24 protein-coding genes are annotated in these 22,799 nt (G+C 62.8%); 17 read left to right on the top strand and 7 right to left on the bottom strand.

From position 1 onward, the window contains the following. The 4 genes from KIH45_RS11855 to KIH45_RS11840 all read left to right on the top strand — a co-directional run bounded on the left by KIH45_RS11855 (nucleotide 1) and on the right by KIH45_RS11840 (nucleotide 2,710). On the top strand, nucleotides 1–822 hold the full coding sequence (locus KIH45_RS11855; RefSeq protein ID WP_213176216.1) for a 4-(cytidine 5'-diphospho)-2-C-methyl-D-erythritol kinase: 822 nt from the start codon (nucleotides 1–3) through the stop codon (nucleotides 820–822). Next, nucleotides 819–1,541 carry an N-formylglutamate amidohydrolase gene (locus KIH45_RS11850; protein WP_213176215.1) on the top strand — a complete coding sequence of 241 codons (723 nt, stop codon included), beginning with the start codon at nucleotides 819–821 and terminating at the stop codon, nucleotides 1,539–1,541. The genes KIH45_RS11855 and KIH45_RS11850 overlap by 4 nt, the downstream gene beginning before the upstream one ends. A gap of 213 nt (nucleotides 1,542–1,754) precedes the next feature. Continuing rightward, complete coding sequence (locus KIH45_RS11845) at nucleotides 1,755–1,967, top strand: cold-shock protein (RefSeq protein WP_213176214.1); 213 nt, start codon at nucleotides 1,755–1,757, stop codon at nucleotides 1,965–1,967. Nucleotides 1,968–2,116: 149 nt separating this feature from the next. After that, entirely contained in the window at nucleotides 2,117–2,710 is a 594-nt protein-coding gene (locus KIH45_RS11840) for a hypothetical protein (RefSeq protein ID WP_213176213.1), read from the top strand. A 76-nt stretch (nucleotides 2,711–2,786) separates the two neighbouring features. Here KIH45_RS11840 and KIH45_RS11835 read toward each other — a convergent pair whose 3' ends face one another. Next, complete coding sequence (locus KIH45_RS11835; protein WP_213176212.1) at nucleotides 2,787–3,350, bottom strand: hypothetical protein; 564 nt, start codon at nucleotides 3,348–3,350, stop codon at nucleotides 2,787–2,789. 624 nt (nucleotides 3,351–3,974) lie between these two features. Beyond that, nucleotides 3,975–4,406, bottom strand: a complete 432-nt coding sequence (locus KIH45_RS11830) for a DUF3806 domain-containing protein (RefSeq protein ID WP_213176211.1) — start codon at nucleotides 4,404–4,406, stop codon at nucleotides 3,975–3,977. Between the two features lie 158 nt (nucleotides 4,407–4,564). Here KIH45_RS11830 and ilvD point away from each other — a divergent pair, with 158 nt between their 5' ends. The 3 genes from ilvD to KIH45_RS11815 are packed head-to-tail and all read left to right on the top strand — an operon-like array spanning nucleotide 4,565 to nucleotide 9,046. Continuing rightward, nucleotides 4,565–6,424 (top strand): dihydroxy-acid dehydratase, encoded by a 1,860-nt coding sequence (ilvD, locus tag KIH45_RS11825; RefSeq protein ID WP_213176210.1) that lies wholly within the window; start codon nucleotides 4,565–4,567, stop codon nucleotides 6,422–6,424. A 4-nt stretch (nucleotides 6,425–6,428) separates the two neighbouring features. Beyond that, nucleotides 6,429–7,838, top strand: a complete 1,410-nt coding sequence (locus tag KIH45_RS11820) for an NAD(P)H-hydrate dehydratase (RefSeq protein WP_213176209.1) — start codon at nucleotides 6,429–6,431, stop codon at nucleotides 7,836–7,838. After that, entirely contained in the window at nucleotides 7,835–9,046 is a 1,212-nt protein-coding gene (locus KIH45_RS11815; RefSeq protein ID WP_213176208.1) for a class I SAM-dependent RNA methyltransferase, read from the top strand. The genes KIH45_RS11820 and KIH45_RS11815 overlap by 4 nt, the downstream gene beginning before the upstream one ends. Here the strand turns inward: KIH45_RS11815 and KIH45_RS11810 are convergent. Continuing rightward, entirely contained in the window at nucleotides 9,043–9,477 is a 435-nt protein-coding gene (locus KIH45_RS11810) for an MAPEG family protein (RefSeq protein ID WP_213176207.1), read from the bottom strand. The two genes, KIH45_RS11815 and KIH45_RS11810, sit on opposite strands and share 4 nt — an antisense overlap. Before the next feature lie 188 nt (nucleotides 9,478–9,665). Here KIH45_RS11810 and KIH45_RS11805 point away from each other — a divergent pair, with 188 nt between their 5' ends. The 5 genes from KIH45_RS11805 to KIH45_RS11785 all read left to right on the top strand — a co-directional run bounded on the left by KIH45_RS11805 (nucleotide 9,666) and on the right by KIH45_RS11785 (nucleotide 14,281). Continuing rightward, nucleotides 9,666–10,877 (top strand): saccharopine dehydrogenase family protein, encoded by a 1,212-nt coding sequence (locus tag KIH45_RS11805; protein ID WP_213176206.1) that lies wholly within the window; start codon nucleotides 9,666–9,668, stop codon nucleotides 10,875–10,877. Between the two features lie 6 nt (nucleotides 10,878–10,883). Further along, nucleotides 10,884–11,270, top strand: coding sequence for a hypothetical protein (locus KIH45_RS11800; RefSeq protein WP_213176205.1), 387 nt, complete (start codon nucleotides 10,884–10,886; stop codon nucleotides 11,268–11,270). Nucleotides 11,271–11,365: 95 nt separating this feature from the next. Next, a complete protein-coding gene (locus tag KIH45_RS11795; protein WP_213176204.1) occupies nucleotides 11,366–11,668 on the top strand; it encodes a hypothetical protein in 303 nt (100 codons plus the stop codon). A 3-nt stretch (nucleotides 11,669–11,671) separates the two neighbouring features. Then, on the top strand, nucleotides 11,672–12,853 hold the full coding sequence (locus KIH45_RS11790) for a carboxynorspermidine decarboxylase (RefSeq protein ID WP_213176203.1): 1,182 nt from the start codon (nucleotides 11,672–11,674) through the stop codon (nucleotides 12,851–12,853). A gap of 534 nt (nucleotides 12,854–13,387) precedes the next feature. Continuing rightward, a complete protein-coding gene (locus tag KIH45_RS11785; protein ID WP_213176202.1) occupies nucleotides 13,388–14,281 on the top strand; it encodes a helix-turn-helix domain-containing protein in 894 nt (297 codons plus the stop codon). On the opposite strand, the gene KIH45_RS19470 is transcribed toward KIH45_RS11785, so the two are convergent. Continuing rightward, nucleotides 14,278–15,219 carry a DUF3137 domain-containing protein gene (locus tag KIH45_RS19470; protein WP_213176201.1) on the bottom strand — a complete coding sequence of 314 codons (942 nt, stop codon included), beginning with the start codon at nucleotides 15,217–15,219 and terminating at the stop codon, nucleotides 14,278–14,280. The two genes, KIH45_RS11785 and KIH45_RS19470, sit on opposite strands and share 4 nt — an antisense overlap. A 52-nt stretch (nucleotides 15,220–15,271) precedes the next feature. Between KIH45_RS19470 and KIH45_RS11775 the strand changes: the two genes are divergently transcribed. From KIH45_RS11775 to KIH45_RS11755, 5 genes are all read left to right on the top strand, one after another. Then, nucleotides 15,272–15,856, top strand: coding sequence for a LemA family protein (locus tag KIH45_RS11775; RefSeq protein ID WP_337925476.1), 585 nt, complete (start codon nucleotides 15,272–15,274; stop codon nucleotides 15,854–15,856). 277 nt (nucleotides 15,857–16,133) lie between these two features. Beyond that, nucleotides 16,134–17,336 carry an alanine racemase gene (locus KIH45_RS11770; RefSeq protein ID WP_213176200.1) on the top strand — a complete coding sequence of 401 codons (1,203 nt, stop codon included), beginning with the start codon at nucleotides 16,134–16,136 and terminating at the stop codon, nucleotides 17,334–17,336. 52 nt (nucleotides 17,337–17,388) lie between these two features. Beyond that, complete coding sequence (locus KIH45_RS11765; RefSeq protein ID WP_213176199.1) at nucleotides 17,389–18,027, top strand: CPBP family intramembrane glutamic endopeptidase; 639 nt, start codon at nucleotides 17,389–17,391, stop codon at nucleotides 18,025–18,027. 41 nt (nucleotides 18,028–18,068) lie between these two features. Beyond that, the gene (locus KIH45_RS11760) at nucleotides 18,069–18,701 is read left to right on the top strand and encodes a CPBP family intramembrane glutamic endopeptidase (RefSeq protein ID WP_213176198.1); all 633 of its coding nucleotides are present in this window, start codon (nucleotides 18,069–18,071) and stop codon (nucleotides 18,699–18,701) included. A 73-nt stretch (nucleotides 18,702–18,774) separates the two neighbouring features. Further along, on the top strand, nucleotides 18,775–19,701 hold the full coding sequence (locus tag KIH45_RS11755; RefSeq protein WP_213176197.1) for an NAD(P)H-dependent flavin oxidoreductase: 927 nt from the start codon (nucleotides 18,775–18,777) through the stop codon (nucleotides 19,699–19,701). Here the strand turns inward: KIH45_RS11755 and KIH45_RS11750 are convergent. The 3 genes from KIH45_RS11750 to murI all read right to left on the bottom strand — a co-directional run bounded on the left by KIH45_RS11750 (nucleotide 19,698) and on the right by murI (nucleotide 22,699). Continuing rightward, nucleotides 19,698–20,357: a leucine-rich repeat domain-containing protein gene (locus tag KIH45_RS11750; RefSeq protein WP_213176196.1), complete on the bottom strand. Its 660-nt coding sequence runs from the start codon at nucleotides 20,355–20,357 to the stop codon at nucleotides 19,698–19,700. The genes KIH45_RS11755 and KIH45_RS11750 overlap by 4 nt on opposite strands. A gap of 5 nt (nucleotides 20,358–20,362) precedes the next feature. Further along, on the bottom strand, nucleotides 20,363–21,577 hold the full coding sequence (hemA, locus tag KIH45_RS11745) for a 5-aminolevulinate synthase (RefSeq protein ID WP_213176473.1): 1,215 nt from the start codon (nucleotides 21,575–21,577) through the stop codon (nucleotides 20,363–20,365). A gap of 291 nt (nucleotides 21,578–21,868) precedes the next feature. Next, nucleotides 21,869–22,699, bottom strand: a complete 831-nt coding sequence (gene murI, locus KIH45_RS11740; protein ID WP_213176195.1) for a glutamate racemase — start codon at nucleotides 22,697–22,699, stop codon at nucleotides 21,869–21,871. Nucleotides 22,700–22,799 lie beyond the last annotated feature (100 nt).

The raw sequence follows: 22,799 nt of genomic DNA, 5'->3' as shown, positions 1-22,799 counted from the left end.
ATGGGATACTCCGAAACCGCCTACGCCAAGATCAACCTCGCGCTGCATGTCCGCAGGCGGCGGGAGGACGGGTATCACGAGCTTGAAACGCTCTTCGCCTTTGTCGACGATGGCGACAGGTTGACCGCGAGGCACGCCGACGAGGACAAGATCACCGTCTCCGGCGAGTTCGCGGGCGCGCTCGATAATCCGTTCGACAACATCCTCGCCCATACGCTGACCAATTTTCCGCGCGGCGAGGGGTGGCATGTCCATCTCGAAAAGAACCTCCCTGTCGCGGCCGGGCTTGGCGGCGGGTCTGCCGATGCTGGCGCGCTGATCCGCATGATTGCCGAAGCGCAGTCGGTGCCGACCGATGTCATGGCCCGCGCCGCCGCGCTGGGCGCCGACGTTCCGGCCTGCATCTGGTCCGACACGCGGATCGGCACGGGCACGGGGACCGAGCTTGCCAAGGTCGAGAACGACCTGAAGGGCATGGCCGTCCTGCTGGTCAATCCACGAAAGCCCGTCCCGACCGGCCCCGTCTTCAAGGCGTGGAGCGAGAGCGGGGGCGAGGATCTTGGCCCCATGCCCACCGGTTCCGCCCGCCAGATCGCGCTGGAAGGGCGCAACGATTTGGAGCAACCCGCCGTCTCGATCTGCCCCGAAATCGCCGGCGTTCTGGAAAGCCTCAACGGCACCGATCCGTGGCTTGCCCGCATGTCGGGATCAGGAGCGACCTGTTTCGCGTTGTACGAGGAAACGGAGCACCGTGACCGGGCGGCAAAAGCGATTGCCGATCTCCAACCCGGCTGGTGGCAGATGAGCGGAGTATTGCGTTGAGTTTCACACCTTACCGCCAGATCGGTGAACCAAGGACTGGCGGCATCGTCCTCGTATCGGACCACGCCAGCAACGCGGTGCCCGAAGGCATTGAACTGGGCGTCAGCGCCGCGACGATGGAAAGCCACATCGCGGTCGACATCGGGGTGGAGGGCGTGGCCGAACGCATGGCCCGCCGCCACGACATCCCCGCGTTTCTCGCCACGATCAGCCGCCTTGTCGTCGATCTCCACCGCGAAGAAGACCACCCCGGCATGATCCCCGAGGAAAGCGACGGCAAACTGATCGTCGGCAATATTGGTGCGGATCGCGACATGCGGCTGGCGAAGTTCTACCGCCCCTATCACACGGCGATGGAGCGCTGGCTGGAGGCAGCTCAGCCGCGCCTTATCATCTCGCTCCACAGCTTCACGCCCAGCCTTGAGAGCAAGCCCGAACAGGAACGCCCCTGGGAAGTCGGTCTGCTCTACAACACCAATAGCGAACCGGCGCGCCACGCGATCCGGCTGTTCGCTGCGCAAGGGCTGACGGTGGGCGACAACGAGCCATATTCGGGCCGCGAATTGAACGCGACGATGAACCGCCATGCCGAGGCGAAGGGCCGCGATTATCTCGCCATCGAAGTTCGCAACGACCAGATCGCGACAGAGGCAGACCAGGCACGCTGGGCCGCGCTGATCGCGGACGTGGCGCAGCGCACCGTGCTGGCCATGGGGTGATTTGGGATAACGATTAGGCAAAACGCGCCAAGCCTGTTACAAGCCGCGCGCTGACGTCGAAATTTGCGACGGACTTCGGCATTTGACGACCGCCCGACCGCCCATGCGGAACGGCGCAAACCAGACGACGACTTCCTTTCATCGGACGGCCTTACGCATACCGCGCTGCATGTCGCATGCGCGGCAACCTACCGTTCTTGAAAGGAACGCATCATGGCCAAGACTGGCACCGTAAAGTTCTTCAACACCGACAAGGGCTATGGCTTCATCCAGCCCGACGACGGTTCGGACGACAGCTTCGTCCACATCACTGCCGTGCAGGCCGCCGGCATGCAGTCGCTCGATAAGGATCAGCGCCTGAATTACGAAGTCGAGACCGGCCGCAACGGCAAGGCAAGCGCCGTCAACCTGTCGGCTGCCGACTGATAACGCGTTTCTCCCCGCGCCGACGGAGGGTTGGCGCGGGGAGGATTCGTAACGGGCCTGTCGGACGGTTTTGCGCCCTACCGACAGGCTTGTTGAACCCTGACAGCCGTGGCACGTTCCGCCCACCTGATCTGGTGGGGGAAAAGGAAATGCGTTTCAGCCATGTGCTTGCCGGCGGCCTTGCTGCCATCGCCCTTTCCGCCTGCGGCGCTCCTGCCGAAGAGGCCGAGCCTGCTGCGCAAGACGCAGCTGATGAAATGGCCGCGCCCACTGTCCCGCCGCCGTCCGACGCGGAAGAGGACATCCGCCACTTCCTGCTGCAGGAATATCCCGACGCGACCTCGATCTCCTACGACTTCGCGTGGAGCGATCTGAACGGCGACGGAGAGGACGAGGCGATCGTCTATTTGGGCGGGCCCTATTTCTGCGGGACGGGCGGCTGCAACCTGCTGGTCCTGACGCCCGCAGGCCCGATGTGGCGCAAGGTCGGCGATGTCAGCGTATCGCGCACGCCGGTCAGCGTTCTGGAAACCAGCACCAGTGGCTGGCGCGACCTGACCGTCGCGGTATCGGGCGGCGGCGGCTCGTCGGGCACCATGATCCTGAAATTCGACGGAGAGAACTACCCCTCCAACGCCTCGACCGCCCCCGAAGCGCCAGCGGACGCGAAGGGCGAGGAACTGCTGCCCGAAATGCTGAACTTAAAAACGGTAGAGCCGATGGCAGTGCCGCCCGAGGGGTGACGGGTTTGGCCGAGCGGCTGGTTGGTGCAAGTTGCGGCCAAAAGCGGAATTTCAGGTAACGACCGATTGCGGACGTTCATCCCAGCTTCACTTTGGCCGTGTCTGATATTCGCTTCCATTCCAAGAACGGAGGCATTGAGGATTTGGAAGCGTATGAAGAAAACACCGCGAGAGTTTCTTCAAAGTCGAAGATAGTCCTATCGTCCCATCGCGGGCCGCTGCCCAGCCTAAAAGCTCGAACATGTTTGTTCGGACCGCCTTCGCGCTTTTCTATGACATAACCGCCTTCCAGCGAGGCTGTCCGCACATAGGTCTCACCATTCAATCCAAGAATGACGCTAGACCAGTCGCCTAGATTGACAAGTGCATCATAGACCGCTTCCATCGTTACGCCCCGGCGCAGCCCAACTCCATTCACTGTGACCGTATGGGATTTCGGAATTGCTGTTTTTGCAGAAATTTTCCGCAGTGACGCACCAGATGCGGTAACGGTTTGGCGCAGAAAACGGACTAGCGGTTCTCCCTCGTGCCAAGGGCTGCGCGTCAAAAATAATAAAGCGGGTCCACCAAGCAGCGCAGCCAACGCGAATAGTATGGTCTTGCCTGTGCCGGTGCCGACCGTGAATGCACCATAAATCAAGGAAATTCCAATTGGTGCGAAAAGAACGAGATAAAAAAGTGCAGCAAGCGGTGGATTTGTTCGACCTGTTATATGTGTGCCGCCAGCCTCGCTCCGGATGAGACCGAAGAGTTTGGGGCTGCTTTGTCCTAGCGCCTCCCACCTTAGATAAAGGAACGGCCCAACTATAACGCCTCGCGGGCCTGGTGCTTGCTTAAACCACCCCATCTTCCTCCATCTGATTTCAGCCTTGACCTCGGACACAGACGCAGGCGATTTCAGCGAGAATGGGTAACCAAAACTACGGACGGACACCGTGACCTCCATGGCGAAGAGAGGCTAACCTAAAACACCAGCCTCTAAGTTGGTGTAAATATCTATAATGTCCGCTTCCCACCCCATACCCGCCATTCGAAGGTCGATGAGTTTTCCCTGAATCCGGCCGTTCAACCCGCGCCGCAAATCCGCTGTCCTACAGCGCAAAGCCGCGCCATCATGCGCGCCGTTCTTTGCTATCGTCGTACTTCCTGCATAACCTGTCACCCTGCCCGGTGACAGCCAGATGCCAGCTTTCCTGCGGGTTTCGGGCGTGGATGCAGTGGGTGACAGGGTGTCACCTTTGTCACCCGCGGCAATCTTGCGCTGTTACTGGACGTCGCCCGAAAAGGCGATTTCCTGAAGCCTCTCGCGGGTCTGTTCGAACATGACGTCGACGTCGACTTCCTCGCCGCTTTCGAGGCGCTGGGAAATCATCGTCACGGGGTAGAGCACGATCGAGGTGCCCGGCCAGTTCAGCGCGGGCACGCGGCCATATTCGTCGTCGATCGTCACCCAGTCGAGCATCAGTTCATCGGCCAGCGCATCGCCCATCGCGATGCCCAGCGCCTGCAGTTTCCAGGTATCGTCCACGCCTACCCAACCATGTGCAAGGTTGGCCCGGATCACCGCGAGCTTTGCGTCGGTGTCCTCGTAGTTTTCTTCAGCCTTGTCGCTGAAGTGACCCTTGATCCACGATCGCGACTCTTCGAGCCACTCTCGCTCCGGGTCTTCGAGCCGGTAGCGGGGTAAGTCGTCCATCGCCGCAAAGCATAGCACGGGCTGGGGCGCGGGTGAAATCGGTGCTATCCACAAGGTTAAGAGCAGCGCTCGCCGGGGCCGAAAGGCCCGAAAAACCTAGACAGCCGCGCATGTCGCGCTAGGGAGCGCCCCTGAAAAGCTTCATCGGAGTCCATGCCATGCCCGCCTACCGCTCACGCACATCGACCCACGGTCGCAACATGGCCGGCGCGCGCGGGTTGTGGCGCGCAACCGGCATGAAGGACGGCGACTTCGGCAAGCCGATCATCGCCATCGCCAACTCCTTCACCCAGTTCGTGCCGGGCCACGTTCACCTCAAGGATCTGGGCCAGCTTGTCGCGCGTGAGATCGAGGAAGCGGGCGGCGTCGCGAAAGAGTTCAACACGATCGCCGTCGACGATGGCATCGCGATGGGCCACGACGGCATGCTCTATTCGCTGCCCAGCCGCGACCTGATCGCGGACAGCGTCGAATTCATGGTCAACGCCCACTGCGCCGACGCGATCGTGTGCATCTCCAACTGCGACAAGATCACGCCGGGCATGCTGATGGCGGCGCTGCGGCTCAATATTCCGGTGGTCTTCGTCTCGGGCGGCCCGATGGAAGCGGGCAAGGTCGTGCTGAACGGCAAGGAAAAGGCGCTCGACCTGGTCGACGCCATGGTCGCCGCCGCCGACGACCGCGTTTCGGACGAGGACGTGGCCGCGATCGAGCGTTCGGCCTGTCCGACTTGCGGTTCGTGCTCGGGCATGTTCACCGCGAACTCGATGAACTGCCTGACGGAGGCTCTGGGCCTCTCGCTGCCGGGCAACGGATCGATGCTGGCCACCCATGCGGACCGCGAAAAGCTTTTCCGCGAGGCGGGCCGGACCGTCGTGGACCTCTGCAAAAAGTATTACGAGGAAGAGGACGAGAGCGTCCTGCCGCGCAACATCGCGAATTTCGCAGCATTCGAAAACGCGATGAGCCTCGACATCGCGATGGGCGGTTCGACCAACACCGTGCTCCACCTGCTGGCCGCAGCGCACGAGGGCGAGGTCGATTTCACGATGGCCGACATCGACCGGCTTTCGCGCAAGGTGCCGTGCCTATCGAAAGTCGCGCCCGCCAAGTCCGACGTCCATATGGAAGACGTCCACCGCGCAGGCGGCATTATGGCAATCCTCGGCGAGCTGGAGCGGGCAGGGCTGATCAACGCGGAATGCCCTACCGTGCACAGCCGCACGATGGGCGAGGCGCTGGAGCGTTGGGACGTGGGCCGGACCAATTCGGACGCGGTGCGCACGTTCTATGCCGCTGCGCCGGGCGGGGTGCCGACGCAGACGGCGTTCAGCCAGGACCGTCGCTGGAAGGAAATCGACACCGACCGCGTGGGCGGCGTCATCCGCAGCGCCGAGCATGCCTTCTCAAAAGACGGCGGTCTTGCGGTGCTTTATGGCAACATCGCCCGCGACGGGTGCATCGTGAAGACCGCTGGCGTCGATGAGAGCATCCTGACTTTCACCGGCCCGGCCAAAGTCTACGAAAGCCAGGAAGCGGCAGTCGTCGCGATCCTTGGCGATCAGGTGAAGGCGGGCGATGTCGTCGTGATCCGCTACGAAGGACCGCGCGGCGGGCCGGGTATGCAGGAAATGCTCTACCCGACGAGCTACCTGAAATCGAAGGGGCTCGGTGCGGCCTGCGCTTTGATCACCGACGGGCGTTTCTCCGGCGGGACCAGCGGGCTTTCGATCGGCCACGCCTCGCCCGAAGCGGCAGAGGGCGGCGCGATCGGGCTGATCGAGGAAGGCGACACCGTCGAGATCGACATCCCCAACCGCACGATCAACGTCGCGGTGTCGGACGAGGTCCTGGCCGAACGCCGCGCCGCGATGGAAGCGAAGGGCGATGCGGCATGGGCCCCCTCGCACCCGCGTCCACGCAAGGTATCGACCGCGCTAAAGGCCTATGCCGCGATGGCGACCAGCGCCGCGTGCGGTGCGGTTCGCGACTTGTCGGCGATCACCCGCGTCCGCTGATCCCATGCTCGCGCCCGATCAGGTCCTGACCGTCCGGCAGATGGTGTCGGCGGAGGAGCGGCTTATGGCCGCAGGCACTGACGTGCACGAACTGATGCAGCGGGCAGGGCGCGGGGCGGCGGAATATGTCTGGCGCATGGCTGCGGGCGCGCCGGTCACGGTCCTGTGCGGGCCGGGCAACAATGGCGGCGACGGTTATGTGATTGCAGAGGCCATTCGCGAGCGTGGCGGGGCGGTTCAGGTCGTCGCGGCACGCGAGCCTGCGACCGATGCGGCCAAGCGCGCTGCTTCGCTTCACGGCGGTCCGGTGGTCGAGGCGGCGCAGGCGGAAGGGGCGATCTTTGTCGATTGCCTGTTCGGTACGGGGCTGAGCCGTGCGCTTTCGGAGGAAATGAGCCACCTCCTGCTCGACCTCGCATCGCGTCACGAACGCGCCATCGCGATCGACATGCCGAGCGGGATCGAGAGCGATAGCGGCGCTCTCCTCGCCAGCGAATTACCGCACTACGCGCTCTGCATCGCGCTGGGTGCCTGGAAGCAGGCGCATTTCCTGATGCCAGCGATGGCAACTTGGGACATGGCGCGTCTGGTCGATATCGGCGCGGATCGGGAAAATGGCGGTTCTCTTGCCGTCACCAAGCCGCATCTGATCCGGCCCGCGCCCGATGCTCACAAATACCGGCGCGGTCTGGTCGCTGTTGTCGGCGGTGCGATGCCCGGTGCAGCCTTGCTGGCCAGTCAGGCCGCAGCCCATGCTGGCGCCGCTTATGTCAAGCTGGTCAGCCAGCAGAAGATCGCGAACGCGCCCGCCGATTTGGTGACCGTGAAGGCGCCGGGCGATGCCTCTTTCGGCAAGATGGCGGGGGATGAGCGGGTTTCCGCTCTCCTCGTCGGACCAGGGCTAGGCCGCGACGCGAAGGCGAGCGAGCGGCTTGGACAGGGCCTGTCACTGGACCGCCCGACCGTGATCGATGCCGACGGGCTGACGATCCTGCGCGCGGCAATGCTGGACGGGCGCAAGGCCCCACTCGTAATGACCCCGCATGAAGGCGAACTGGCGACGCTGGAAAAGCTGTTCGGCCTTGCCAGCGATGCCGCGAAACACGAGCGGGCGAGGGCGCTGGCCGGGGCTGCCAAATCAGTCGTTATCGCCAAGGGCCCCGACACCGTGATCGCCGCGCCTGATGGCAGGCTGGCGTTTGCAGGCAAGGCGTCGAGCTGGCTCTCGGTCGCGGGCACCGGCGACGTTCTCGCGGGCCTAACCGCAGCGCGTCTCGCCGTGACCGGCGATCCATGGCAGGCCGCGAACGAGGCGGTCTGGCTTCACGCCGAGGCCGCCCACCTGGCAGGCCCCGCTTTCACGGCAGGCCAGCTTGCCGACCATGTCCGATCCGCACTGGAATCCTGTTTGTGAGCGAAACCGAAGTCATCCTGCGCGTCGCGGCCAAAGGCGACGGCGTCACTGCGTCCGGCCGCCACGTTGCGCTGGCCGCGCCCGGCGATACCGTGCTGGCCGACGGCACGGTGCAGCCCGGGCCACATCACGCGGTGCCTCCGTGCCGCCACTTCCCGCAATGCGGCGGGTGTCAGCTTCAGCATCTCGACGAAGAGGCGTGGCGCGATTTCGTGACCTCGCGCGTACTGAACGCCGCTTCGGGACAGGGACTGGAGCCTGCGCAGATCGAGCCTGCGCAATTGTCTCCGCCCGCCAGCCGCCGCCGCGCGACACTGCATGTCGAAGGTCGCGGCAAGTCGGTGCGCATCGGTTTCCGCGAAGGGCGCAGTCACGCGCTGGTCGATCTGGCCGAATGCACGATCATGCACCCTGCCATGTTCGCCATGATCGAACCGCTGCGCCGTCTTCTAAGCAATTTCGCGCGCAAAAAGCTGTCGGCGGACATTCACATGACGCTCGCCGATCAGGGTGTCGACTGCAACGTGAAGGGCTTCACACCTGAAGGGCTGGCAGAGACCGAGGCGCTGATCGCTTTTGCGCAAGAGCATGGCCTTGCCCGCCTGACGATGGACGACGGCTATGGCCCCGAAACGCATTGGGAGCCGGAGCCGGTCACTGTCACGCTGGGCGGCGTGCCGGTCGCGCTTCCGCCCGGTAGCTTCCTTCAGCCGACGGCGGAGGGCGAGGCGGCCCTGATGGCTTCGGCCCGCGAATGGCTGGCGGGGGCAAAGACGGTCGCGGACCTGTTCTCCGGCCTCGGTACGTTCGCCTTCGCGCTTTCCGGCAATGACGGCATCGGAGCGAAAGTCCTTGCCGCAGAGGCCGCGCGCGATGCCCACATGGCCTGCAAGACGGCGGCCGGTGCGGCGCAGCGTCCCGTGTTCGCGCAGCACCGCGACCTGTTCCGCAATCCGCTGCTGCCTGCCGATCTCGACAAGTTTCACGCCGTCCTGCTTGACCCGCCGCGTGCCGGAGCGAAGGAGCAGGTGGGAAGGCTTGCGGCCAGCAAGGTCGAGCGGATCTGCTACATCAGCTGCAATCCGGCGAGCTGGGCCAAGGATGCCGCAACTTTGATCGAGGCAGGTTATCGCCTCGAAAAGCTGCGCCCGGTCGGCCAGTTCCGGTGGTCCACCCACGTCGAACTGGCCAGCCTTTTCGTCCGTTAGTTCAGGACGGAAAGCAGCGACCGAACTGACAGGATAAGCATCACCAGCGTCGACAGGATGAACAGCGTGGCGCGAATTTTCACCACGTTGACCTTGGCCTGATAGACCGAGTGGATCACCCGCAGGACGAGGTACGCCCAGGCCAGCACCATGTCGTACCCGGTCGGCCCGCCGATCGAGAGGATGACAACCGCCGCATAATAGATCGTCGGCTGTTCCATCAGGTGCATGTAATTATGCGCGGGCCAGTCGTTCCGGCCTTCCGGAAGGCGGGCCCAAAGATCCGGCCCCCGCGCGCCGACAGGTAACTTGCCCAGCCCGGTCTTCATGGCAGAGAAAGTCCCCGCCCGGTGGACGAGCATCCACACCGCCATCACCATCGTCCAGCATACGAGCAGCGCCGCCGGTATCAGGATCGCCTTGTCGGGCATCGATTTTCCTTCCCCTGTGAGTTGCGTGCAGTGATGCTTGTGCAGCATCGGATTGTCCAGCGGCCTCTTGCGGTTGCTGCGGGGCGTTCACTGTGCTTGTTCTGTCACGCAAGGGGCCTATATCGCACGCCTGATGCATCGGCTGTCCGCAGGAACGGACGGCCGAACGAAGAATACGGAGACGAGTTTTGAGCAAGGTTCTGGTGATCGGCGCAGGTGGTGTCGGTTCTGTCGCGGTCCACAAGATGGCCATGAATCCCGGTATCTTCTCGGAAATCGTGCTGGCGAGCCGAACCGTGTCCAAGTGCGATGCGATCGCCGAATCGGTGAAGCAGCGCACCGGCCAGACCGTGAAGACGCACCAGATCGATGCCGACGACGTCGCGGCGACGACCGCATTGCTGAAGGCGGAAAAGCCGGAGCTCGTCGTGAACCTCGCCCTGCCGTACCAGGATCTGGCGATCATGGACGCCTGCCTCAACGCCGGTGTCGATTACATGGACACCGCGAACTACGAGCCCAAGGACGTCGCGAAGTTCGAATACAAGTGGCAGTGGGAATACCAGGATCGCTTTAAGGAAGCGGGTCTCATGGCGCTGCTGGGTTCGGGTTTCGATCCAGGCGTGACCAGCGTGTTCGCGATGTGGCTGAAGAAGCACAAGCTCAAGACCATCCGCACGCTCGACATTCTCGACTGCAACGGCGGCGATCACGGCCAGGCTTTTGCCACCAACTTCAATCCGGAAATCAACATCCGCGAAGTGACCGCGCCTGCGCGTCACTGGGAAAACGGCGAGTTCGTCGAAACTCCTGCGATGGGCATGAAGCAGGAGTTCGACTTCGAGGAAGTCGGCCCCAAGAACATGTACATGATGTACCACGAGGAACTTGAAAGCCTCGCGCGCTTCGTGCCCGAGATGGAGCGGGCGCGCTTCTGGATGACTTTCGGTGACGAGTACATCAAGCACCTCACCGTCCTGCAGAACGTGGGCATGACCCGCATCGACCCCGTCATGTACGAAGGGCGCGAGATCATCCCGCTGCAGTTCCTGAAGGCCGTGCTTCCCGAACCGAGCAGCCTTGGCGAAACAACCAAGGGCAAGACCAACATCGGCGACATCGCAACCGGTGAAGCGCTCGACGGATCGGGTGAGAAGACGTTCTACATCAAGAACATCTGCGACCACGAAGACGCCTATGCGGAAACCGGCAACCAGGCCGTGTCCTACACCACCGGCGTTCCGGCGATGATCGGCGCGGCGATGATGCTGACGAAGAAATGGCGCGGCGAGGGCGTGTTCAACATGGAACAGTTCGACCCCGATCCCTTCATGGAAATGCTGAACGAACACGGCCTTCCGTGGACGGTCGAGGAACTTCCCGCCCCCCTGCCGTTTTAAGACCTGATGCGCGCGCTTTTCCTCGCCCCGATCCTGCTGCTTGGCGCGGCCTGCACGCAGGCCGTTACTGACGAGCCGGGGGCCGCGGGCGAGGTGGTCGCACCCGATGCGCAGGTCAGCAGTTCGGCTTCGATCGACGGTGATACCTGCACCGCTGCGGGTGGTTTCCTGGACCGGCGGGGCAGGGCCAATACGCTGATGTGCGTGCATCCCTATGCCGACGCAGGCGAAAAGTGCACCGACAACCAGCAGTGCGATGGCAAATGCGTCGCTGCGCCGGATGACGGGCCCGACGGCGAAGTCGTCGGCACATGTCAGGCCGACGATGCGCTGTTCGGGTGCTATGCCGAAGTCGTGGACGGAAAGCTCGTTCGCGCGATCTGCGTCGACTGATGGCAAGGGTACGCACAAGGGTCCGGCCACTCACGGCAACGGCGGCATTTGCCTTTCCCTTGATGAGCGGCTGTGCCGAGAGCACCGATCGCCGAATGGAATTCGCCGACCTGCAGGGCAACTTCGCCGACGGGGCGTGTGGCTCGCTCTCGGTCGATAACGACAAGCTTGTCCTTGGCGGGAAGCAGAGCCGGTTCGACCTACTGAACGTTGACGGAGACGATTTCATCGTTGCCTCGCCAACCGTGCGGTTCAGCGAAGACGGGGCGAACTGCGAGGTCGTATTCGTCGACGAACATGAATACATACCCGTGTTCAAGGATGCCAAAGGGGTGTCCATCGACATCCAATCCGAAAACCGGGTGCACATCAGCCGGTTCTACAAGACAGGTACCTGATCCATGGAAACCCGTGCCGGCGACCCCGGCGCCTTTGCGCGCTTCGACCTGAACCTCGTCGACAGCCCGGCTTTCGTCGTGGACACGGCCAAGCTGCGCGACAACTTGCGTGTGCTGGCCGACATCCGCGACCGGGCGGGCATCAAGGTGCTCTCGGCGCTGAAGGCGTTCTCGATGTGGTCGGTTGCGCCCACGATCGGCGAATACCTCGACGGGGTCTGCACCTCGGGCCTGTGGGAAGCGCTGTTGGCGGCAGAGCACTATGATGGCGAGATCGCGACTTACTGCGCGGCCTACAAGGAAGAGGACATGGAGGAGATCCTGCGCCTCTCCGACCACGTCATCTTCAACACGCCGATGCAGCACGAACGTTTCAAGGAGCAAATCGAACTTGCGCGCAATCGCGGCGAATCCTTCGATGTCGGCCTGCGCATCAATCCGATGCACGCCGAGGGTGAAGTCCCGCGCTACGACCCTTGCGCACCGCATTCGCGACTGGGCTTTCCGATCGACCAGGTGACCGAGGAGCATCTGGAAGGCATCGATGGCCTGCACTTCCACACGCTTTGCGAGCAGGATTTCGAGCCGCTCAAGCGCACATGGGAGGCGCTGCTACCGTGGATCGAGGATGTGATCCCAGATCTCAAGTGGCTGAACTTCGGCGGCGGGCACCACATCACGCGCAGCGATTACCAGCGCGACGAACTGGTTCGTTTCCTGATCGACGTGCGCGATATGACCGGGTGCGAAATCTACATGGAGCCGGGTGAGGCGGTTGCGCTGGACGCCGGTATCCTTGTCGGCACTTTGCTCGACACGCACTGGAACGGGATGCCACTAGGCATCACCGACGTTTCGGCGACCTGCCACATGCCCGACGTAATCGAGGCACCCTATCGCCCCGCGATGCTGGGTGAACTGCCCGAAGAAGCGGGCGTCGAACCTGTTCGGCTGGGCGGGCCGTCCTGCCTCGCCGGTGACGTGATCGGCGACTACCGCCTGCCGTTCAAGCCGGAGCCGGGCGCGCGTTTCGCGTTTCTTGATCAGGCGCACTATTCGATGGTGAAGACCAACACCTTCAACGGCGTGCCGCTGCCCTCGATATGGCTGTGGGACAGCGAAACCGGCATGCTCGAGAAGATCAAGGGCTTCGGTTACGACGCGTTCCGCGACCGGCTGAGCTGACCACGGCGCGGCTTGGTACAGGGCCGTTCATTCTGAAAAGAAAAATTGGCGGAGCGATCTGAAGCACGGACAGCGGCTCGGACAATGCCGCCTTGGCTCTGTATCACTCCATCAAGCGCCGTCCGGACAAACGGCTCTGGTGCGACCCACCAAGTCCATGCCCCGGATCGCTCGCGCCAATTCAAGGCTGGCAGGGCGCGAAGCCGGACCAGACGGGAGTCCGAAGGCTTCGCGGATGCAAAAGCATCACCTGCCGTTCGGCCATAGGCGTTGGAACGGACGCCACGGCCAGTGGCGGCTGATGGAAAGAACGGAGACTTCCCACTAGGCCGCCGTTTTGGCGTTCTTGCGACCCTTTTTAAGGGGTCGAAATCCGGTCGTACCGAACGTAGCCAATCCCCCAACCGGCTACGGAACGTGCTGAAAGTGCGCCAAAACGGGATGGGTGGGGAGTTGCACCAAGCGGCGCATCTTAATGCAACTTTCGTGCAACCCGGTTGCATTTTGGCCGGAAATCGTTAAATGACGCCCGTAATGAAACGGGTTGCCGACCTTTCTTCCAAACTGGACATGCTGCTCAAGGCTTCGTCGCTGAGCAGGGTTGCGCTTGCGCAGCAAGTCGGGGTGGACAAATCGCTGGTCGGCCGCTGGGTCAAGGGCAGCATCCATCCGGGCGAACACAACCTCGCCAAGTTGACTGCCGTGCTCCAGGAAACCTTTCCGATGCTGACGCTGGCGGACTGGTACGAAGATCAGTCCGTTCTCGCCGATCGCATCGGCATCGCCTATCGCGCCGGGGTACCATCGGGCCCGGAAATGCGTGCTGAAGGTCCTTTCGCCAAGATCGTAGAGGCATCGGAGGCCGAGATCGCCTTCCGCGCGGAAACCTACACCGGCTTCTGGCGCACGACGCGTCCTTCGGTGCTGATGCCGACAGAACTCTTTCACGACTACGGCATCTTTCGTCTGACCGACGAGGGCATGATCGAGGTCTCGATGGAAGGTTCGGGACTGAAGTTCGAAGGCTGGATGTTCCCGATGGCGGGCAACCTCTACTTCTTCCTGTTCGATCCGGTGGGTCGCACGCCGCTGATTGCCTTGATGAAGGGCGTCACTTTGCCGCGTGCCATGTCGATGGACGGGATTTTGCTGCTTTCCGCGCTGGATCCGGGCCGGACACCTGCCGCGTTGCCCATCGTGATCGAGCGGGTCGGCGATATTACCGGCGACCGGGAAAAGGACGATGCGCGCCTTCGCGAGATTATCGAGACCCAGCCTGAGCCGCTGCAACCGTTGAGCGAGGAAGAGCTGAAGACCTTGGCCTACCAGAACATCGGCCCCGATGCCGCAGCGGCGGGCGGGCGCTTGTTCATGTCGTCGGTCGGTGCATTCGCGCGCGGTACGACGTCCAACGGGTTGAAGGGTTAGCGCGCCGCTTCGTCCAGCGAACGGGCCAGACCGGCGAGCGAGGAAAACTGCTCGCACGTCTTTGCGATCATCTCGTGATCCTTGTCCGCATCTATCGATCCGCTTTCGAACATGTCGCCGGATTCGATCGCGACAAGCACTTCGCCCCGATGGAACAACGTGCGGATGTTCTTGCCTGAGAAGGCCTCCTCGATCGCGATGATCCGTTCCACATAGGCGGGATGGATCAGGTAGCGTGCCTCGACCTGGTCGGTTGTCCAGGCGGCGAAGGAATCGCCGAACACGGGGTGAACGACGTCGACATTGTCGAGTGTCATCCCGTTCAGCTTGATGCTGTCCTTGCGCCCGCCGAAAAAGCCGCGGTGCTTGTTCGCGCGTTGCAGCAGGGTGGTGCCGTGAAAATCGCGTGAGAACCCGATGGCAATGATCGCGCCCTTGAAGACGGTGACGTAGCGGGTGTTCTTTCCGCTTCCGCGCTTCTGCTCCAGCTTGGCTTCGTGAAGCATGAAGCGCTGTCCGCCGATCTCACCGTGCCACATGTCCTCGAACTTGGACCGGTGAAAGCTTGGCACCATGTCGAAGCCGCGGGCGCGTTCGAAATGCTCGCCCGGCTCCACATCGTGCGAGTAGGCGAGGCCGAGCGATCCGGCGATCGCCTCGTTTATGCCGACCTTCATCGCCTTCTTGGCCTTCGAAATCGGCTGTTGCACCCAGATCAGCGCGAAGAATCCGATGAATGCCGCGATCATCAGCTTGGGTACGAAGTCCATCGGGATCAGGATCATTCCTGCCGCAAACAGCGGCAGTAGAACGATAGCTGCATTCCATCCGCGGCTCTTAGATTTTGCCTTTGCGGCTTCGCGCACGTGACGCTGCTCGCCCAGCCAGTCGCCTAGCGGTCCTGCCATCAGCGCCTGCGGATTGAGATTGTCGATCACGGCTTTCGCGCCCCCCGTTTGCGTTGATTAACATATTGACCGTAAAAGGCCTGTGAAGGCTTCGAAGGGGGATATCTACATGGGCGTTGTCGGGATCGTCGTGCTGGTCATCGTGGTGGTGCTGGCCGTCATCGTGATCGGAATCTACAACCAGCTGGTCGCACTGCGTCAGAACGTGAAGCAGGGCGTGGCCGACATCGACGCGCAGCTGCGGCAGAGGCACGACCTCGTGCCCAATCTCGTCAACACGGTGAAGGGCTATGCCAGCCACGAGCAGGAGACGCTCGACGCCGTGATCTCGGCCCGCAACAAAGCTGCAACGGGCGCGATCGATTCGAACGACGAGGCAGGGCTGCGCGTGGCGCTCGACCGCCTGATGGCACTGGGCGAGGCTTATCCGGATCTGAAGGCAAGCGCGAATTTCCAGGAATTGCAGCGCGAACTTTCCGACGTCGAGGACAAGCTCGCCGCTGCCCGCCGCGCACTGAACGCCGCCGTTTCGCGCTACAACACCGGCGTCGAAAGCTTCCCCGCGGTGGTCTTTGCCGGAATGCTCGGGTTCACCCACGCCGACTTCCACCGGCTGGACGACAGCGAAAAGGGCGTCGTAGACCAGGTTCCGAACGTCCAGTTCTGACCCGCTTTTCCCGACCCGCCGCACAAGCGCCACGGCCTGTGGCGGGTCGCGGAACGCATGGTTGCGCCTGATCGTATGATGGTCATGCTGCAGGGACAAAGCCGCAGCGGAAAGTGCGTGGATGTCATCGTTTTGTCATCCGAAAACGCGTGCTTTCCGGTCACTTTTGGCTTGCAGTTCGCGCGCCTTGCCTTATATGCGCCCCCTCGCTGCCCCAAGGGGACTTCCAAACCGCAAGGCAGCCTTGTTGAACACGTTGTCCTGGGGGTCCCTTGAGTTGCACATCCATCCTGACGCCGCTTCTGTAGTTCGCGACCTCGCTCCGGACGAACCGGTCATCCTCAACCGCCCGCACGCTGCGCGGCGCGCTGCCCGTTTCTTTGTCGAGAAGTTTCCGGGCAAGGTGCTCTACGCGGTAAAGGCGAACCCTTCGGCTGATCTGCTGCGCCTTCAGTGGGAATCGGGCGTGACGCACTACGACGTCGCCTCGATTGCGGAAGTGCGGCTCGTGCGCGAAACGCTTCCCGAAGCGACGCTGTGCTTCATGCATCCGGTCAAGACCGAGCGTGCGATCGCAGAGGCCTACTTCGATCACGGCTGCAAGACTTTCAGCCTCGATTCCGTCGAGGAACTGGAGAAGATCGTCCGCGCCACCAAGGGCGCGACGGACCTGCGCCTGTGCGTGCGCCTGCGCGTCTCGTCCGAGTATTCGGAACTGTCGCTCGCGTCGAAGTTCGGTGTCGACCTGACCGAGGCACCCGCGCTGCTTCAGGCGACCCGCCAGGTCGCCGACTGGCTGGGCGTATGCTTCCACGTCGGTTCGCAGGCGATGAGCCCGTTTGCATACGTGCAGGCGCTGGAACGCGTCCGCGCCGCAATTGCCGAGGCATCGGTCGTCATCGACATGATCGATGTCGGCGGGGGCTTCCCGTCGGTCTATCCGGGCATGGAACCGCCGCCGCTCGAAGATTACTTCAAGATCATCCACCAGCACTTTTACGCGTTGCCGATCGCCTACAACGCCGAACTGTGGTGCGAGCCGGGTCGTGCGCTGTGTGCGGAGTACAACTCGATGATCGTGCGCGTCGAAAAGCGCCGCGGGACCGAATTGTTCATCAACGACGGTGCCTATGGCGCGCTGTTCGATGCCGCCCACGTGGCATGGCGCTTCCCCGTCCGCCGCATCGCGGCCGACGGCACCGCCGGCAATGACGTGGAGAGCGAGAATTTTTCGTTCTACGGCCCGACCTGCGACGATGCGGACTTCATGGAAGGCCCGTTCCCGCTGCCCGGCGACATCAAGGCTGGCGACTATATCGAAGTCGGCATGCTGGGTGCCTATGGCGCGGCGATGCGGACCGGTTTCAACGGTTTCGGTTCGGGCCCGGTCGAGACCGTCACGGACGAGCCGATGAGCAGCCTCTATCGCGGCGACCGCGACGATCCGCGTGTTTCGGACAACGTCGTCTCGCTTCGCTGATTTCACTAAAGCGGTAAGGCCCTGTTAGCCTTGCCGCTTTAGGAAACGGCCCATGTCATCCAAAGCCACCAAGGCCACCGGCACGCTGCTGGCGGCGATTGCTTGCCTGCTTCCGCTCGTCCCCGTGGCGCTTCAGCCCGGTTTCGGCGTGTTTGCGTCGATCGCGCTTGCCGCCATCGGGCTCGTTTTCTTCAAGGGAGCGCGGGCGCCGACGCTGGCGATGGTCTGGAAGAACCGGATCGTTTCCATTCTGCTCGGTATCGCGGTTGGCGCCGGCATGGCGTGGGGCATCGCCAATTTCGTGCGGCCTTTTGTCGAGCAGCAGTTCGGCAAGGGGATCAGCGTCGGCGGGCTGGATCAGGCGGCGGGCAATCCCGTGATGTATGCTTTCGTCCTGCTGATCGCGCTGGGCAGTGCGATCCTCGAGGAGATCGTGTTCCGTGGCTACGTGATCGGCTGGGGTGCAAAGATCTTCGGCAAGGGTTTCGCGCCGGTGATCATGCTGCTCTCGACTGCGGTCTTCGGCTATGCGCATATGGACTACGGCGTATCCGGCGCGGTGGTGACGGGGTTTGCGGGGCTGGTGCTTGGCACGCTCTACCTTCTGTGCGGACGCCGCCTCTTGCCCTGCATCGCGGCGCACATGACCTTCAACTTCATCGGATCGACCGCGCTTTACTTGGCGACCTGATGGCCCGATGCTCGCTCTCGGATAAAGGGGCGAGGGCATCGATGACCACGAAGACCGAACGTATCGTCTGCGGCCTGCTGATCGCGGGCGTTTTCCTGCCCGCTTTGCTGCTGCCGGGGGCGGGCGCGCTGGTATCCGCGATTGTCGTCGCGCTGGCGCTTATATTCTTGTCGAACAGCCGCAAGCCGACGCTGGCTCTCGTATGGCGCTCGGTTCCGGCCTCGATCCTGCTCGGCATGGCGGTCGGCACAGCGACGGCCATCGCGTTCAGCGTGGCGGTAGAGCCGCTGATCACGGCCCTGACCGGGGAGCCGGTGGATCTCAGCGATTTCGATGCGGTGAAGGGCAGCGTGCCGAACTACCTCGTCATGATGGCCGTCGGGCTGATCTTTGGCGGCATATTCGAGGAAGTGATATTCCGCGGCGCGGTGATCGGATGGGGCAGCGCTGCTTTCGGCAAGCACCTGGCATGGCCGCTCGCGATCCTGTCCGCTGTCGTTTTCGGCATCACGCATCTCTACCAGGGATGGTCGGGCGTTATCTCGACGGGCCTGATGGGCCTGATCCTCGGTGCGCTTTACGTCCTGTGCTCTCGCAGGCTCTTGCCATGCATCGCCGCGCACATGACGAACAATGCAATCGGCATCACGGCGATATTTCTCGGTATGGGCTGATGCTTTCCGTAGCGTTCTTGTGAGGGGCAATCCGCGCTGCTAGCCACGGGCAAAATCGGGAGAAAATCGAGCCATGTCCTTGCCGCCCCTGCTTGCCGATCGCCTGCGTTTCCCGGTGATCGCAGCGCCCATGTTCATCATTTCGCAGCCCGACATGGTGCTGGCCGAATGCCGCAGCGGCATCGTGGGCTCGTTCCCGTCACTCAACGCGCGCGGCGAAGGCGTTTTCGAAAGCTGGCTGCAGCGGCTGAACGACGAACTGACTGAGGACGATGCGCCTTTCGCCGTGAACCTGATCGTCCACCGCTCGAACGTGCGGCTGGAGGAAGATCTCGCACTTTGCGTGAAGTACAAGGTGCCGATCGTGATCAGCTCGCTCGGCGCGCGCGAGGAAGTTAACGAGGCTATTCATTCCTATGGCGGCGTGGTGTTCCACGACGTGATCAACGACAAGTTCGCCCGCAAGGCCATCCAGAAAGGCGCTGACGGCCTTGTCGCGGTCGCCGCCGGAGCAGGGGGCCATGCGGGTACCTTGTCACCCTTCGCGCTGATTCAGGAGATCAGGGAGTGGTTCGACGGGCCGCTCGCCCTGTCGGGCTCTATCGCCAATGGCGGCGCGGTGCTGGCAGCGCAGGCGATGGGAGCGGACCTTGCCTATATCGGCTCTGCGCTGATCGCGACGGAGGAAGCCGTGGCCTCGGACGGATACAAGCAGATGATCGTCGACAGTACGGCGGACGACATCGTCTATTCGAACCTGTTTACCGGCGTTCACGGCAACTACCTGCGCGGTTCAATCGTCAATTCGGGCATGGACCCGGACAAACTGCCTGAAAGCGATCCCTCGGCGATGGATTTTGGCGGCGCGAAGGCGTGGAAGGACATCTGGGGCAGCGGGCAGGGCATTGGTGCGATCGATGCCGTGGTGCCGGTGGCAGAACGTATCGCGACGCTGAAGGCGCAGTACGATGCCGCGCGTGCGAGGTTGGCGCTCAGCTAACGGAAGTTGCGCGGCGGCTCCCACAAGTCGGGGTCGAACCACTGGCATTTGAGATCGGGCCGCGCATCGGCGAGCCGCATGAAATCCTCCTTGCGGGCGGCGAAACGCGCGCAGTGGAAATCGGTCAGGTTGCGGCAATTGATCAGCGGGCCGAAGTCCTTGTCTTCAAGCCGCGCATTGGTCATCCAGAACTTGCGGAACACGAACCCGTCCAGCGGTTCGAGGCTTTTCAGTTTCTGCGACGTGTTGATCGACCCGTCGAGGTGCAGCACCTCCAGCCGGTCCTTCAGGGGACGCAGCCATGACAGGTCGTAGAGATGCTTCGCGTTCTCCAGATCAAGCTCGACCAAGTTCGGCAGGCGCGTAAGCGGCGTGAAGTCGGTGACATTGCGCGGACTGTCGATCTGCAGCTTGCGCAGCTTCTTGAGCGCGGTGATCCCCGAAATGTCCGCAGCCGTCGTCGGCCAGGCCATGTAGAGTTCTTCAAGGTTCGTCAGCTGGACGATTTCATTGAAGAAGTCCTGATTGACCGCGCCCGCCCACAAGGCGCGCAAGTTCGTCCGGCGCGAAATGCCGACGTGCGACTTCTTCTCGCGGTTGTGGGTGCCGGACGTCGCGTCCAGCGGGATGCCGACCTTGTCGTCAGGGTCGGCCATTCCCGTCAGGCAGCCAGCTTCATCTCCAGCCGTTCCCAGATCTCGAGAAGGGCGGTGACGAGTTCGGTCATCATTTCCCGCGTATGCGCCGGGCCCGGGGTGAAGCGCAGGCGTTCGGTGCCGCGCGGCACGGTCGGGAAGTTGATTGGCTGAACATAGACGCCGTATTCGGCGAGCAGAATGTCGCTGATCTTCTTCGCGCGCACCGGATCGCCCACCATGAGGGGGACGATGTGCGTGGTCGAATCCATGACCGGCAGGCCCGCATCGCGCATTGCCTGCTTCAGGAACGCGGCAGAGGCCTGCTGGCCCTCACGCTCGACGCTGCTGGATTTGAGGTGCTTCACGCTGGCGAGCACGCCTGCGACCAGAACCGGCGAAAGCGAGGTCGTGAAGATGAAGCCCGGCGCGTAGGAACGCACGCAGTCAATGATCTTCTGGTCGGCCGCGATATAGCCCCCCATCACGCCGAATGCCTTGCCCAACGTGCCTTCGATGATGTCGATGCGGTCCGCGGCCTTGTCGCGTTCCGAAATGCCGCCGCCGCGTTCGCCGTACATGCCCACGGCATGGACTTCGTCGATGTAGGTCAGCGCGTTGTACTTGTCGGCAAGGTCGCAGATCGCGTGGATCGGGGCGACGTCGCCGTCCATCGAATAGACGCTCTCGAAAGCGATCAGCTTGGGCACGTCGGGGTTTTCGGCGGCCAGCAGTTCTTCCAGGTGTTCAAGGTCGTTGTGGCGCCACACCCGCTTCTCGCAGCCGGAATTGCGGATGCCAGCGATCATCGAGGCGTGGTTCAGTTCGTCCGAAAAGATCACGCAGCCCGGCAGCAGCTTGCCCAGCGTCGTCAGCGTCGTGTCGTTCGAGACATAGCCCGAGGTGAACAGCAGCGCGCCTTCCTTGCCGTGAAGGTCGGCCAGCTCGTGCTCAAGCTCGATGTGATAGTGGGTGTTGCCGCCGATGTTGCGCGTGCCGCCAGAGCCTGCGCCAACGTCATGCAAGGCGTTTTCCATCGCCTCGATCACCTTGGGATGCTGGCCCATGGCGAGATAGTCGTTGGAACACCACACGGTGATCGGCTTCGGGCCGTTGTGGCCGGCAAAGCAGCGAGCGTTGGGATATGCGCCCTTGTTGCGCAGGATGTCGATGAAGACGCGGTAGCGGCCCTCAGTGTGGAGGCGCTCGATAGCCTGATCGAAAACCTGGTCGTAATTCACTGTCGCGCTTCCGTTATCCTGCGAATGGTCAGCGGTGCAGCGGTGCTTGATACGGCCAATGACCGTCAGCCCGTTCCGTCCATCGCGCCCATAGTCCATCGCGTCTCTCCTTGCAAAAACTTTGGCCGATCCGTGCCAAAGTCATCGCCCCCGTGTGACCATTTTGGAAAAAGGTTGGTCGCCATCCGGGGCCCCCTCGGCACGGATGACGACCGCGCACCGCTATGGTCGAGGGAAAGTTAGGCCGTCCTTGCGTCAGGTCAAATTGGCCCAAAGCACTAGGAAAAAACCTTACAGGATCTCGATTTCCTCGATCCCGCGCCGGGCGAGGGCATCTTTCAGGCCCGCAAGACCCGCTTCGTTGCGGGTGAATACGGCGCGGTCGGGGCGGCTGCGGGCAAAGGACTGTCCCTGCGTCAGGCTGGCGATCCGGCGGGCGATGCCTTCGGCGCCGTCGATGAGGCGCACATCGGGGCCGAAAGCCTCCTGCAGCTCGGCTGACAGCAGCGGAAAGTGGGTGCAGGCCAGCACCAGCACGTCGATCCTGTTGCCGCTGGCCATCATGGTCAGGCGGCGCGCTGCCTGTTCGATAGAAGCGGAATCGACGGGTTCGCCGCGCAATTTTGCTTCAGCCGCCGCTACGAGATCAGGCGCGGCGAGGCGCAGCAGGGTCTTGCCGTGGGCGAATTCGGCCTCAAGATTGTCGACGTATTCCTGCCGGATCGTCGCTTCTGTGCCGATCAGGCCGATCGTGCCGGTTTCGGTGATCTCGGCGGCCGGCTTGATTGCCGGGACCGTGCCGACGATCGGGATGTGCAGCACCTCGCGCACCATGCCCAGCGCGATCGTGCTCGCGGTATTGCATGCGATGCAGGCAAGGCGGGGACGGTATCGTTCGGCCATCCGGCCCAGCAGTCCGGCGACGCGGGCGGCGATCTCCGCCTCGCTTTTGCTACCGTAGGGAAGGCCTGCGTTGTCGGCGGCGTAGATGATGGGCGCATCGGGCAGCGCCTTGCGCACGGCATCGAGAACCGAAAGCCCCCCGACCCCTGAATCGAAAATCAGCAGGGGGGCGTCGGGTTCGGGCGCTTGCGTTTCGCGTTCCATCTGGCGAAAGGCCATGCGCGATGCTGCGCCGATTTGGCAAGGCATCCGCGCGTCTTGTGCCCGAAACAGACGGGCGCTAGCTTCTACCTACCAATGAAACCGGCCCCCATGCCGG

The sequence above is a fragment of the Croceicoccus gelatinilyticus genome (assembly GCF_018398395.1).
Taxonomy (GTDB): domain Bacteria; phylum Pseudomonadota; class Alphaproteobacteria; order Sphingomonadales; family Sphingomonadaceae; genus Croceicoccus; species Croceicoccus gelatinilyticus.
Note: the sequence above shows the minus strand (reverse complement) of the source record. Positions and strands in the feature narration are given on the sequence as shown.

What these genes read in the sequence shown, in the direction of transcription:
- KIH45_RS11855 (WP_213176216.1), top strand. Translation starts at nt 1, where the DNA reads ATGGGATACTCCGAAACCGCCTACGCCAAGATCAACCTCGCGCTGCAT.
- KIH45_RS11765 (WP_213176199.1), top strand. Translation starts at nt 17,389, where the DNA reads ATGTCATCCAAAGCCACCAAGGCCACCGGCACGCTGCTGGCGGCGATT.
- KIH45_RS11785 (WP_213176202.1), top strand. Translation starts at nt 13,388, where the DNA reads ATGAAACGGGTTGCCGACCTTTCTTCCAAACTGGACATGCTGCTCAAG.
- KIH45_RS11755 (WP_213176197.1), top strand. Translation starts at nt 18,775, where the DNA reads ATGTCCTTGCCGCCCCTGCTTGCCGATCGCCTGCGTTTCCCGGTGATC.
- KIH45_RS11830 (WP_213176211.1), bottom strand. Translation starts at nt 4,406, where the DNA reads ATGGACGACTTACCCCGCTACCGGCTCGAAGACCCGGAGCGAGAGTGG.
- KIH45_RS11845 (WP_213176214.1), top strand. Translation starts at nt 1,755, where the DNA reads ATGGCCAAGACTGGCACCGTAAAGTTCTTCAACACCGACAAGGGCTAT.
- KIH45_RS11750 (WP_213176196.1), bottom strand. Translation starts at nt 20,357, where the DNA reads ATGGCCGACCCTGACGACAAGGTCGGCATCCCGCTGGACGCGACGTCC.
- KIH45_RS11760 (WP_213176198.1), top strand. Translation starts at nt 18,069, where the DNA reads ATGACCACGAAGACCGAACGTATCGTCTGCGGCCTGCTGATCGCGGGC.
- KIH45_RS11810 (WP_213176207.1), bottom strand. Translation starts at nt 9,477, where the DNA reads ATGCCCGACAAGGCGATCCTGATACCGGCGGCGCTGCTCGTATGCTGG.
- KIH45_RS11795 (WP_213176204.1), top strand. Translation starts at nt 11,366, where the DNA reads ATGGAATTCGCCGACCTGCAGGGCAACTTCGCCGACGGGGCGTGTGGC.
- KIH45_RS11800 (WP_213176205.1), top strand. Translation starts at nt 10,884, where the DNA reads ATGCGCGCGCTTTTCCTCGCCCCGATCCTGCTGCTTGGCGCGGCCTGC.
- KIH45_RS11840 (WP_213176213.1), top strand. Translation starts at nt 2,117, where the DNA reads ATGCGTTTCAGCCATGTGCTTGCCGGCGGCCTTGCTGCCATCGCCCTT.
- KIH45_RS11820 (WP_213176209.1), top strand. Translation starts at nt 6,429, where the DNA reads ATGCTCGCGCCCGATCAGGTCCTGACCGTCCGGCAGATGGTGTCGGCG.
- KIH45_RS11790 (WP_213176203.1), top strand. Translation starts at nt 11,672, where the DNA reads ATGGAAACCCGTGCCGGCGACCCCGGCGCCTTTGCGCGCTTCGACCTG.
- murI (WP_213176195.1), bottom strand. Translation starts at nt 22,699, where the DNA reads ATGGCCTTTCGCCAGATGGAACGCGAAACGCAAGCGCCCGAACCCGAC.
- ilvD (WP_213176210.1), top strand. Translation starts at nt 4,565, where the DNA reads ATGCCCGCCTACCGCTCACGCACATCGACCCACGGTCGCAACATGGCC.